This is a genomic window from Halomonas sp. AOP12-B1-6, assembly GCF_052379225.1.
GTDB classification, from domain to species: Bacteria; Pseudomonadota; Gammaproteobacteria; order Pseudomonadales; family Halomonadaceae; genus Vreelandella; species Vreelandella casei.
The window spans coordinates 984,451-996,638 of the sequence record NZ_JBQSYK010000001.1; the positions used below are offsets into that span (position 1 = coordinate 984,451).

At 56.2% G+C, this 12,188-nt stretch carries 12 protein-coding genes; 6 read left to right on the forward strand and 6 right to left on the reverse strand.

Going from position 1 to position 12,188, the window contains the following annotated elements; genetic code table 11:
* Positions 1-16: 16 nt before the first annotated feature.
* A complete protein-coding gene (locus tag ACT3TR_RS04405; protein WP_096282085.1) occupies positions 17-811 on the reverse strand; it encodes a tRNA-uridine aminocarboxypropyltransferase in 795 nt (264 codons plus the stop codon).
* Between the two features lie 164 nt (positions 812-975).
* On the opposite strand from ACT3TR_RS04405, the gene bioB reads away from it, so the two are divergent.
* Genes bioB through bioA form a run of 6 tightly spaced genes read left to right on the forward strand, consistent with a single transcriptional unit; the run spans position 976 to position 6,663 of the window.
* The gene (gene bioB / locus ACT3TR_RS04410) at positions 976-2,052 is read left to right on the forward strand and encodes a biotin synthase BioB (protein ID WP_096282086.1); all 1,077 of its coding nucleotides are present in this window, start codon (positions 976-978) and stop codon (positions 2,050-2,052) included.
* Positions 2,039-3,187 carry an 8-amino-7-oxononanoate synthase gene (gene bioF, locus ACT3TR_RS04415; RefSeq protein WP_096282087.1) on the forward strand — a complete coding sequence of 383 codons (1,149 nt, stop codon included), beginning with the start codon at positions 2,039-2,041 and terminating at the stop codon, positions 3,185-3,187. The genes bioB and bioF overlap by 14 nt, the downstream gene beginning before the upstream one ends.
* A complete protein-coding gene (locus ACT3TR_RS04420; RefSeq protein WP_096282088.1) occupies positions 3,184-3,930 on the forward strand; it encodes an alpha/beta fold hydrolase in 747 nt (248 codons plus the stop codon). Before bioF ends, ACT3TR_RS04420 begins: the two co-directional genes overlap by 4 nt.
* Complete coding sequence (locus ACT3TR_RS04425; RefSeq protein ID WP_096282089.1) at positions 3,927-4,709, forward strand: methyltransferase domain-containing protein; 783 nt, start codon at positions 3,927-3,929, stop codon at positions 4,707-4,709. Before ACT3TR_RS04420 ends, ACT3TR_RS04425 begins: the two co-directional genes overlap by 4 nt.
* Positions 4,706-5,395 carry a dethiobiotin synthase gene (gene bioD / locus ACT3TR_RS04430; protein WP_096282090.1) on the forward strand — a complete coding sequence of 230 codons (690 nt, stop codon included), beginning with the start codon at positions 4,706-4,708 and terminating at the stop codon, positions 5,393-5,395. The genes ACT3TR_RS04425 and bioD overlap by 4 nt, the downstream gene beginning before the upstream one ends.
* Positions 5,392-6,663: an adenosylmethionine--8-amino-7-oxononanoate transaminase gene (gene bioA, locus ACT3TR_RS04435; protein ID WP_096282091.1), complete on the forward strand. Its 1,272-nt coding sequence runs from the start codon at positions 5,392-5,394 to the stop codon at positions 6,661-6,663. The genes bioD and bioA overlap by 4 nt, the downstream gene beginning before the upstream one ends.
* Before the next feature lie 41 nt (positions 6,664-6,704).
* On the opposite strand, the gene ACT3TR_RS04440 is transcribed toward bioA, so the two are convergent.
* The 5 genes from ACT3TR_RS04440 to ACT3TR_RS04460 form a co-directional block, all read right to left on the reverse strand.
* Positions 6,705-7,418 carry an SIR2 family NAD-dependent protein deacylase gene (locus ACT3TR_RS04440; RefSeq protein WP_096282092.1) on the reverse strand — a complete coding sequence of 238 codons (714 nt, stop codon included), beginning with the start codon at positions 7,416-7,418 and terminating at the stop codon, positions 6,705-6,707.
* 75 nt (positions 7,419-7,493) lie between these two features.
* Positions 7,494-7,988 (reverse strand): CIA30 family protein, encoded by a 495-nt coding sequence (locus ACT3TR_RS04445; RefSeq protein WP_096282093.1) that lies wholly within the window; start codon positions 7,986-7,988, stop codon positions 7,494-7,496.
* Positions 7,989-8,106: 118 nt separating this feature from the next.
* On the reverse strand, positions 8,107-9,540 hold the full coding sequence (gene eat / locus ACT3TR_RS04450; RefSeq protein WP_096282094.1) for an ethanolamine permease: 1,434 nt from the start codon (positions 9,538-9,540) through the stop codon (positions 8,107-8,109).
* 157 nt (positions 9,541-9,697) lie between these two features.
* On the reverse strand, positions 9,698-10,537 hold the full coding sequence (gene eutC, locus ACT3TR_RS04455; protein WP_096282095.1) for an ethanolamine ammonia-lyase subunit EutC: 840 nt from the start codon (positions 10,535-10,537) through the stop codon (positions 9,698-9,700).
* Positions 10,527-11,942: an ethanolamine ammonia-lyase subunit EutB gene (locus ACT3TR_RS04460; RefSeq protein WP_096282096.1), complete on the reverse strand. Its 1,416-nt coding sequence runs from the start codon at positions 11,940-11,942 to the stop codon at positions 10,527-10,529. The genes eutC and ACT3TR_RS04460 overlap by 11 nt, the downstream gene beginning before the upstream one ends.
* Positions 11,943-12,188 lie beyond the last annotated feature (246 nt).

Consider the following 12,188-nt stretch of genomic DNA (forward strand, 5'->3'; position numbering starts at 1 on the left):
GCGCTCTTCGTAGCGCTCACTCCTCTGTGAGCGCTACGTCTCGCTGTGCAGAAAGACGCCGCATGGCGGCGGTCGGCGGGTCTATTTTGTGATGCAGTCGGCTCGCCGCATAGCTATCGTTAAACACATCAAAATAATCATCTAACCTATCCGCAGCGGCGATATCACCGCCCTGGCGCAGCAGCTCGATGGCCACTTCTGCCGTACACAGATGCGCTTTAGACGCGGGCTTTCTTAACCGATAGCGGGTTTCACGCTCGGTATGTAACGGCAGAATCGGCAATTTATCCAAATAGACGCTTCTGCGAAACATGCGCCGCGCCTGACGCCAAGTGCCGTCTAAAATAATAAACACCGGAATGCGCGCCTGGCTTTTAGCTTCTTCAACCGCCTCCAGCCCCACTACTCTATCGGCGTAATCTGCCTGATCGTCTGGAAAAATCAAAAAAGGCGCATAGCGCGGATCTTCCAGCAGTGCCAGCAAGCATGCATCTGGCGCCATCCTATACCAGGTAAACACCTGCGTCGTCGTCAGCACATCGCGTATCAAACGCCCGGTGTTAGTCGGCTTAAAATGTTCGAGTGGGTGGGTCAATAGCCATACCTGCGCGTGGCTCTCAGCCTTCACCTGGTACGGGCACAAACAGTTCATAACGGGAAGCTGGCAAGCCTCACAGCGCGTCACAAAACTGCCGCGCGCTTTGAACTCACGCCGAGGTGGACGCGGATATTCGGCAACGGAGCCGTCGCCATGTCCAGAAAAACCAGGCCCAGAAGAATCAGTATCAACGGGGCGATCAAAAGCAGACATCCGCGCTCTCAAGTGTGGAAAAGGGCGCAGAGTATAAAGGAGCGCGCGCTATCTTGACGAATATTTCCATCGCCACCGTAAACCTAAAAACTTTCCAACGTTGACACATAAAGCGCAACGCCGCTAAAGTCTCGTCAACTATTAAAACCCAAAAGGTTTACATCATGTCATTAGCCCGCGAAAAACGCCTTAGTCAGCGTCACGACTGGACGCTGGATGAAATCAACGCGCTTTTCGCGCTACCGTTTAACGACCTACTGTTTCAAGCCCAGCAGGTTCATCGTGCCCACTTTGACGCTAACGCGGTGCAGATTTCGACGCTACTATCGATTAAAACCGGCGCCTGCCCAGAAGACTGCAAATACTGCCCCCAGTCCGGCCACTACAATACCCAGCTTGAAAAAGAGAAACTGCTGGAAATCGAGAAAGTCGTCGAACAAGCCAAAGCGGCTAAAGAAGCCGGTGCGAGCCGTTTTTGCATGGGAGCAGCGTGGCGAAGCCCGCGCGATAAGGATCTATTGTTAGTCGAAGAGATGGTGCGTCAGGTCAAGGCGGTCGGTCTGGAAACCTGCATGACGCTGGGAATGGTGGACGGTGAGCAAGCTAGCCGGCTTGCCACGGCGGGCCTTGATTACTACAACCACAACCTGGATACCTCGCCGGATTACTACGCTGAAATCATCACCACCCGCACCTACAGCGACCGCCTGGAAACGCTGTCTAACGTCCGCGACGCGGGCATGAAGGTTTGCTCCGGCGGTATTCTTGGCATGGGCGAAGAGGCCAACGACCGCAGCGCCCTGCTGCAACAGCTGGCCAAGCTGTCGCCGCATCCGGAGTCCGTACCGATCAACATGTTGGTCAAAGTGCCCGGCACGCCGCTGGAAAACGTCGAAGATTTAGATCCCATTGTATTTATCCGCGCTATTGCGGTCGCCCGCATTATGATGCCGCAAAGCCACGTGCGGCTATCCGCCGGCCGTGAGCAGATGAACGAGTCGACCCAGGCGCTGGCATTTTTGGCCGGGGCCAACTCGATCTTCTACGGCGACAAGCTGCTGACGACCAGCAACCCTCAGGCGAATCGCGATCGTGCGCTGTTTACTAAGCTTGGCCTTCACCCTGAAACACGCGACACCTGTGAAAGCGACGCTATCCACGCCGCCCGTCTCGCTCAGCAAGCGCAGCAGCAGGTGCACGCCGAACGCGTGGCAGAGTTAGCGGTGGATGTCAGTGCTTGATGCCTGGCAACAACGGCTAGACGATGCACGCACGGATCGTCAGCGGCAACACCGTTGGCGAACGCGCCAAGCACTGGCGCGTGACACGCTCGACTTTGCAGGTAACGACTACTTGGGTCTTGCCCACGATCCACGTGTCAGCGAGGCCCAGGCCGAAGGCGCACGGCGTTTCGGGGCAGGGGCCGGTGCCTCCCATTTGGTCAGCGGTCACTTGGATGTTCACGATGCGCTGGAAGAAGCCTTGGCAAGCTGGACGGGGCGGCAGCGGGCGCTGCTTTTTTCCACTGGCTATATGGCGAATATTGGCGTGCTGCAAGCACTGGCGGATAGCCACACGGCTATCTTTCAAGACCGCCTCAACCACGCGTCATTACTGGATGGAGCCACCTTAAGCGGCGCGCGCTCCAGGCGCTATCATCATCGCAATATGAACGACCTGGAAAATCTGCTGAAGCGCAGCGATAGCGTGCATAAGCTCGTCATCAGCGATGGAGTCTTCAGCATGGACGGCCATATCGCCGATATTGGGGCGCTAGTAACAGTAAGCCAACGCCATAACGCCTGGCTGATGATCGACGATGCCCACGGCGTAGGAATACTCGGCGACGAAGGAAGTGGCTGTGTGGGCAGCACCTGGCGTAGTGACGATGTGCCGGTTTTGGTCGGCACGCTAGGCAAAGCATTGGGCACTGCAGGAGCATTTGTGGCCGGGGATGCCGCGTTAATCGATCATCTGATTCAGTTTTCACGCAGCTACATCTACACCACCGCTCAGCCCCCGGCCATTGCCAACGCAACCCTCAAAGCGCTGGAGATCGTTCAGCAGGAACCAGAACACCGTGCCCATCTGAACGCTAACATCGCTTACTTTCGCCATGAGGCGTTGCACTTGGGGCTATCGCTCAGCGATTCGTCCACCCCTATTCAGCCACTAATATTAGCAGACGAGTCGCGCACGCTGCGTTGGGCCGCTCAGTTACGAGAACAAGGTATACATGTAGGTGCGATTCGACCACCCACGGTGCCTAAGGGCGAAGCCCGGCTACGTATTACTCTTAGCGCACGCCATCAGCACGAGGATATTGATCGACTGCTGGCGGCACTTCACGACTGCCAGCAGCAGGAATCGCTATGAAACGCCTGCGCTTAATACTGCTTTCAGGCTGGGGAGTTGATAGCCGTATATGGCGACCGCTACAAGCTTACTGGCCAGACTCTTTTGAGATTAAGGCTATTGAGTGGCCTGGCTATGGCGATACCCCTGAGATAAAAAATCATGCAACGCTGACACAGTTAGCCGACGCTATGGTATCGGCATTATCCAGCAATGCGGTATGGGTCGGCTGGTCATTAGGCGGGCTACTGGCAACGGCGCTACTTGAACACCTTCCCCCACCACGCGGCCTAATTCTGCTCGGTACGGGCGATACTTTCTGTTCCCGAGGCGAAGACAGTGCCAGCGGCGGTGTCGCTACTAGCGAGCTAAATGCGTTCCAACGTGCCTTTCAGCGCGAACCTATCGCGACGTGGCAACACTTTTTGCGCTGGCAGGCGCAAGGAGAGCCCAACCCTCGGCAGGCATATCGGCAACTACGTGGCTTGCTGGGCGATACGCCACCCGCCGACAACACCACCCTTGCTACCGGCCTGCAGTGGCTGGCGTCGATTGATAATCGCTCACGCTTAGCGGCATCCCCCTGCCCGGCTGTACGCCTCACCGGCGAATATGATCCCTTCATTAGCCGCGCTCAGCACCGTATAAGCGAAACGCTAAGCGGTGTCGGACATTGCCCTATGCTCTCCCAGCCGCAGGCTCTCGCGGCGTCGATTATCCGCCATGCGACCCAGATAGCTCATGCCAACATGGCGATTTTATGATAGATCTAACGCTGAACAGCGAAGTTCACTGGCAGGCGCGAGTCGCCCACGCTTTCTCCCGAGCCGCTCCTCGCTACGATGCGCTAGCCACTGCGCAGCACCAAATAGGCGAGATACTTTGGGGTTCGTTACCTACCCATGCTTTTAACGTGTTGGATATGGGGTGCGGCACCGGCTACTGGGCCCAGCGATTGGCAACCCGTTACTCCCGCGCGCATATCACTGGATTAGATTTAGCGCCCGGCATGCTGGAACAGGCCCGCCAGCGCCACGGTGAAAGCATCGACTGGCAACCAGGCGACGCTGCCGCCCAGCCATTTGATGAGCGTTCATTTGATCTGGTATTTTCCAATCTAGCGGTGCAGTGGTGTCCCGATATTGGCGCCGTCATGAATGAACTCTACCGCGTGTTACAGCCTGGTGGGCAAGCGCATATCACGACACTACTGCCAGGAACGTTGAAAGAAGTTGCCCAAGCCTGGCAGAGACCCGAAGCACTGCTAAAAACGCCTGATCAGGCAAGTGTCGTGCAGGCCATCGCTAAAAGCCGCTTAACGATTATTCAGCAGACTGCGTCGACTGAGCGTTTCTACTATCCCGACCTAACGGCCGTCATGGCGTCCATTAAAGGTGTGGGAGCACAGCTTGCCCGATCGCACACCCCTCTTACGCGAGCTGACATCGCCACCGCACAAGCGCGCTTTGAGCAACTGCGCGAGCGGATGGGTCTGCCGGTGAGCTATCGCTGTTTAACCCTGCATTTGGAAAAACCGCTATGAACGTCTGGTTTGTTACGGGCACCGATACCGATGCGGGTAAAACATTGGTGACCAGCGCGTTGCTATATGCCGCCCACCAGCAGCAATTGAGCACGCTGGGCCTTAAGCCGGTGGCCTCCGGCAGTAAGCAGACAAGCGATGGCTTGCGTAACGATGATGCTTTGGCACTACAGCGACAGAGCGTGCCCTCAGTCGACTACGCCACGGTGAACACCATCACTTTTGCGCCCGCTATAGCGCCTCATCTCGCTGCGATAGAAACAGGCCAACCGCTGAAAGCCAGCGCCATTACTCACTTACTGCGCAAAACGTTTACCCAAACACCGAGAGACTTCACGTTGATTGAAGGCGCAGGCGGTTGGCGGGTCCCATTAAACGCCCAGGAAGATTTCGCCGACCTGGCAATCGCCCTCAAGCTGCCGGTGATTCTGGTCGTCGGCTTGAAGCTAGGCTGTTTGAATCATGCCCGCTTAACGGCAGAAGCCATTCGTGCCAATGGCCTGCAGCTCGCAGGTTGGGCAGGCAGCGTGGTCGACCCCGCCTTTGCCGCCGACTCAACTCGCTTTGAGGCCAATATTGCCCACTTAAAAACGAGGCTAGCGGCCCCCTGCTTAGGCATTATCCCCCACCTTGATGCCCCCGAGGCCGCGACTGCCGCCCCCTATCTCTCCCTGGAGCCGTTATGAATACGCCGGTTTGGCATCCTTATTCACATCTAAAAACACAAGCACCCGCGCCCAAGGTGGTTGGCGGTGAAAGCGCTCACTTTGTGCTTGAAAGCGGTGAACGCCTGCTGGATGCCACCTGTTCCTGGTGGTGCATGATCCACGGCTACGGCCACCCGCGCTTGGTGGCGGCTATTCGTGAGCAGGCCGGCGAGCTGTGCCATGTCATGCTTGGCGGCTTAATCCATGAGCCCGCCGACCAGTTGGCTCGGGAACTAGTGCGCATTACGCCCGCTGGGCTGAATCACGTTTTCTATTCGGACAGTGGTTCGGTGGGCATGGAAGTGGCGATGAAAATGGCCCTCCAGTATCAAGTGCTCACCGGCAACCCTGGCAAGGCAAAGATGCTTTCGCTGATGAAGGCGTACCACGGCGACACCACCGGCTGCATGGCGGTCTGCGACCCAGAAGAAGGCATGCACAGCCTTTTTTCAGGCCTGCTGCCACAGCATCATTTTGCCCCGGCACCTACGGCTCCTTTTGATGCCACCGCAGAGCAGGTTGAACACGATCTTCATGCTCTGCGAGGTGTGCTTGAGCAATATCATCACGAGATCGCAGCGCTATTGATGGAACCGTTACTGCAGGCTGCTGGCGGGCTCAACATGACGTCACCGGGCTATGTTGCTGGCGCCAGGGCACTGTGCGATGAGTTTGGCGTGCTACTGATTTTCGATGAGGTAGCTACCGGCTTTGGCCGCACCGGCAAGCTGTTTGCTGCTGACCACGCGAACGTCACGCCGGATATTATGGTGCTCTCCAAAGGCTTAACCGGCGGCTATCTGGGTCACGCCGCCACTCTGGCGACGGATCGCGTCCACAACGCTTTTATCGGTGACAGCCCTCAGCATGCTTTTATGCACGGCCCCACGTTTATGGGCAATCCGCTCGCCTGTCGCGTGGCGCTGGAGAGTCTGCGTGTATTTGAGGAAGAGAATTACCTGGGCAAAATCGCGAGACTCAGCCAGCAGCTGCAACATGAACTACTGGAAGACCAAGCGCTAAACGCACATCCAGCCGTTGCCGACGTTCGAGTACTCGGTGCCACCGCTGTGATCGAGGCGCACTCTGCAGAGACGCTAAAAGGCGTAGGAGACTTTGCCCGCGCAAGCGGCGTTTGGCTGCGCCCTATTGGTCGCTGGCTGTATACCATGCCCGCCTATATCACCTCTGAAGCGGAAATCACCCAGATTACCGACGTCATGAAAGCGTGGTTTTTAAGGGCTTAATAAAGCCAAAGGCTGTACCGATTCACTTGCGTCTCAAATTTTCAAGACAGTCGTAAATTACCTTGCTGCTTCCAGCGATTGACCAGCGCGGGAACACCCTCGCCCGCGGTGGCATTGATCGCCAAGACGCCCGGCGGGCTGAGTATATCGGCCTCTGGGTCGACCAGCGCGCAGGGCGTCTCGTAATCAATGTACGAGAGCAGCGAAGCGGCAGGCATCACCGCCAGCGAGGTACCCACCACCAATAGAAAATCAGCCTTACTGACAAGTTCACAGGCCTCGGCAAATAGCGGCACCGACTCGCCAAACCAAACCACATCAGGGCGTAGCTGGCTGCCTTTGTCGCAAACCTGGCCCAGTTCGATGCCCCCTTTAGGTTGCGGATAGCGCATGCGGTCATCAATCGATGAGCGCGCCTTTAAAATCTCACCATGTAAGTGCAGCACATGACGCGAACCTGCCCGCTCGTGAAGATCGTCGATATTCTGGGTAATGATGCTGACGTCAAACCCATCCTGCTCAAGGGCTGCCAGGGCTTTATGCGCCGCATTGGGCTTAGCTCGGCGGATCTGCTCGCGGCGCTGATTATAAAAATCCAACACCTGCTGTGGGTTACGCTGCCACGCCCGTGGTGTGGCGACGTCTTCAATCGGATAGTCCTCCCAAAGGCCGTCGCTGGCACGAAACGTTTTGATGCCACTCTCGGCGCTGATTCCCGATCCGGTAAACACCACTAAATGCGGCCTTGCTGTCATGATTCCCTCATTACTTATATTCCAGTGCATGCCCATAGAGTCGCTAGCTAGCCTGAGTAGAACAGGTCATCAGCGTTAGTCGATGGACTCAATACGTTGGACCTGTAGGCAGAATGGCCCAGCGGTGCGATCAGCAATCAAGAAACCCAGCATGTGAATATCACTAGGCGTTATCGCAGGTGCATCGCGGAGTAGCGTGCCACGCCGCACTGCTTCAAAGTCGCCCCACGTGAAGCTCAGCGTCTTCCAGGTGTCGATGGAGGGCGTAAATTTCACCCGATACGCCGATGCATCGCCGAGCGCGGTGCTTTTCAGGCGTAATTGATAGGTGCGGCCATCGCCTAGAACGGTAACAGCGATGCCCTCGGCTCCCGCTAGCGTGGATTCAAAATCACTAGGCTCACGGCGCACAGAGGCAAAGCCGCCGCCGTTTTCGAGCGACACCTCACCCTGAAAACGACCTTCACCGTCGGTGACGCTAAACCTGCTTTGGGAAACACCGCCCATGACACCATCATCCACTGCATACCAGCGCTGCTGCTCGTCAGGATTATTAAAGGTCAGCGTCATAAGGCCACCTCGCCATGGCTCATAGATAGAAAAAAAATAGATAGGCAAAATAACTAAGAAAAAGCCCCCGACATCATACCGTCAGGGGCTTACCACAGTAGCCTAATCGCTGGCTCGCTTACAGCTTAGCGGCAGTTGATACGGGTTCGCTCTTATCCAGATCCTCAGGTGAGGCGGACACTAGCGCAAACTCTTCTTCGGCGGTTTTCGCCACCAGATGATGTTTGCTGTAGAGAAAGAAGTAGGCTGCCCCCGCGATAAACAGCACGATGGTGTAGTTAAACGCGCGTGGATCAAACGCGTATACGCCGGTTAAGGCTATTAAGGCCAGCACCAGCGCGATCGATGAGGTCACAATGCCCCCCGGCGTTTTATAGGGTCGTGGCAAATCAGGCTGTTTTAAACGCAGTAAAATATGGCTTAGCGCCATCAGCGCATAGGAAATAGTGGCCCCTACCACGGCCATTGCTAGCATCAGGTCGCCTTCCCCGCTTAGCGATGCCAGAAAGCCAAACACACCGGGTACAATCAGCGCCAGATAAGGCACTTTACGCCCGCTGGTCAGCGATAGGCGCTTAGGCAAATAGCCCCCGCGTGAAAGCGCAAACACCAACCGGCTATAGCCATAAATAATCGAAAAGAACGAGGCAATTAGCCCAGCCAAGCCCAGCACGTTAACCGTGGTCGCCAGCATCGGGTTGCCGGTCGCATTAAGCGCATCAACCAGCGGCACGCCGCTTTGGCCGATCATCTCAGCCCCGGCAGCACCGGCTAACAGCACAACCACCAGCAGCGCGGTGAACAGCAAAAACAGCATCGCAGCGATAATACCTTTAGGCATATCGCGTGCGGGGTCTTTAGCTTCTTCAGCGGCCAGCGGTACGCCTTCGACCGCCAGAAACAGCCACATCCCAAACGGTAGCGCCGCCCAAACGCCGTACCAACCAAACGGCATAAACGTGCTCGCGCCCGCTGCATCGGTGGGGGCTATATCAAATAGATTGGCCGCGTCAAAACTGCCAATCAGCGCCACAGCGGTCGCTAAGATGGCAAATACCGCCAGGCCGCTAATGACCATCATGACTTTAAGCGCTTCACCCACGCCAGCCAGATGAATGCCGATAAACACCGCGTAGAAAATCAGGTAAACCAATGGCCCATTGATGCCTAGCAATGACTCAACCGCTGCGCCAATAAAAATCACAATCGCGGCGGGCGCTAAGGCGTACTCGATCAATACCGCAAGCCCGGTTAAGTACCCGCCTGCCGGCCCCATCGCTTGGCGAGCAAAGCTGTAGCCACCGCCCGCGGCAGGTATCGCCGCCGACATCTCCGCCAGCGATAGCACCAAAGCTAGGTACATTAGCGCCATTAAGCAGGCGGCAATCGCAAAGCCGCCCCATCCCGCTTCGGCGATACCAAAGTTCCAACCGGCAAAATCTCCGGAAATCACGTAGGAAACGCCCAGTCCTGCTAGCAGCATCCACCCAGCAGTACCTTTACGCAGCTGGCGCTTTGCCAGATACGCCTGATCAATCGAGGGTTGTGTCATCGTTGCGGCCTTTTCATGTGGAACGAAAGAGTTGTCAGCGGCGTGCCGTTCCTCGTTTCAAGTACTGATTACGACGTTCCATATTGTTGTTAGAAGATGTTGATTTGATCGATCTAGAAGGCTCTTTTCAGAGTGCAACTTGCATGGATTAACCGCTTTAATCGGCAACCAAAAAGTTACGCGTGGAGCCGCTTGCAGAGGCATCGCCTTCGAGCACATCGTCTTCGCTGCGGTCTTTCAACGTAACGCCTGACAACTTGCGCTGGCGGGCCTCCTTTAACAGTAAAAAAAAGCGCCTGGCGGCTTCTTCGACCTGCAAGCCTGCCGGGCGCACGTTAGAAATACAGTTGCGGCTATCGTCCTTAAGCCCTGGCTGCGGCGCCCAGGTCATATACAGCCCCAGGCTATCTGGCGAGCTCAACCCGGGCCGTTCACCGATCATAACCAGCACGGCATCGGCATTCAGCAGTGCGCCTATCTCGTCGCCAATCGCGACCCGCCCCTGCTCAACAATCGTGAGCGGCGCTAGCTGCCAATCGACTCTATCGTTTTTGAACAGTTGATAAAGTGCGCTGAGAAACGCTGCACTGTTCTGCTGCACAGCCAGTGCCGACAACCCATCGGCAATCACCACCGACAGGTCAAAGCGCTGCTGAGATGTGGCGGCTTGCTGCAATTGCTCGCGGGTTTCGTCGTTAAGCCGTCGGCCGTAATCGGGCCGCTGAAGATACGTCGCACGGTCTTGAGCATGGCTATGCAGGCGCAGGGGTAGTTGAGACAACTCAAGAGCCTGAGCAAGCTCATCGGCCAGTTTTTCGACGTCTAGCGGGCAGTGGACCGCATCTTGCGCCTGAGCATGGGCCAGCTGGAATGCCAGCAGCTTGCTGGTCGGCAGGCTGATGCCCGCTCTCCCTAAGCCAATGCGTGCATCGGTAAAGGCACTGAGGCGCTCCCAGGGGTTCTCCACCACGATAGGCGATGATCCGTTATATGCCATGGCGAGGCTCCTTAGGTAGATGACGCAGACTATTCGCAAAGGCAGCGGGCAGCTGGTCATTAAGCCGATAGGTACTCACATCCTGGAAAATCTGCATTTCTTCAAGCCATCGCTCAAATTCTGGCGCCGCTTTCAGCCCCAGCACTCGGCGCGCATAAAGCGCATCGTGAAAAGAGGTGGTTTGATAGTTGAGCATGATGTCGTCAGAACCGGGGATGCCCATGATGAAGTTGCAGCCCGCCACGCCAAGTAGCGTCAGCAGATTATCCATATCATTTTGATCGGCTTCAGCGTGGTTGGTGTAGCAAACATCGCACCCCATGGGCACGCCCAACAGCTTGCCGCAGAAGTGGTCTTCAAGCCCGGCGCGGGTGATCTCCTTACCGTCAAACAAATACTCGGGGCCGATAAAGCCCACCACGGTATTCACCAGCAGAGGGTTGAACTTACGCGCCACGGCATAGGCACGCGCCTCGCAGGTTTGCTGGTCGAGCCCGTGATGAGCATCGGCGGAAAGCGAGCTGCCTTGGCCGGTTTCAAAGTACATCACGTTGCGCCCCACCGTGCCGCGATTAAGCGACTGCGCCGCAGCTTCGGCTTCCGCCAGCGTGCTCAAGTCAAAGCCGAAGCTGCGGTTAGTCGCCTCCGTTCCACCGATGGATTGAAAGACCAAATCCACAGGGGCGCCCTGCTCTATCGCTTCCAGCGTGTTGGTCACATGCGTGAGCACGCACGATTGGGTGGGAATTTGATATTTCTGGATCACATCGTCCATTAAGCGCATCAGCTTAACGCTTTGGGCGACGTTATCAGTGGCTGGGTTGATGCCAATCACTGCATCGCCGCTACCGTAGAGCAGGCCGTCGAGAATACTGGCGGCAATGCCGGTTACGTCATCGGTAGGATGATTAGGCTGTAAGCGCGTGGAGAGCCGCCCAGGTAGGCCAATAGTATTGCGAAAGGCGGTAATGACCCGGCACTTTTTAGCCACCAAGATGAGATCCTGGTTGCGCATTAGCTTACTCACCGCGGCGGCCATTTCAGGCGTAACGCCTGCGCGTATGGCGGTAAGCGCCTCGCTAGACGCATGATCCGAAAGCAGCCAGTTACGAAAATCACCCACCGTGAGATGTCGAATGGGGGCAAAAGCGTCGGCGTCATGATCATCCATAATCAGCCGGGTGATCTCATCGTCTTCGTAAGGAATTAACGCGTCATTTAAAAAGGTGGTGAGAGGAAGCTCAGCCAGCATCATTTGGGCGACCACGCGCTCTTCAGCGCTTTCTGCCATCACTCCAGCCAAGCGGTCACCCGAACGGGGCGGCGTGGCTTTTGCCATTAGCTCAGCTAGGTTTGCGAAGCGGTAGCTGCGACTTCCCACCGTGGTGTGATAGGTATGGGCCATAGTGCTTTCCTTTTTCTTTTTCTTTCGCTCTTACTTTTTCTCAATGCGGCCTTGCAGCGGCCACTTTAATCATACTGACAGATCATTGAGATTTGAAAAGTGGCGCGTTTCAACTGTCGCTCCATAAACTATCGCTCCATAAACTATAGCTCCATCAATCATAGCGCTATCAATCAATATGGGTAGCAAGTTTTGGCAAACGACGAGCGCGGCATTGAATGGCAATAGAAGAGAAGAGAAGAGAAG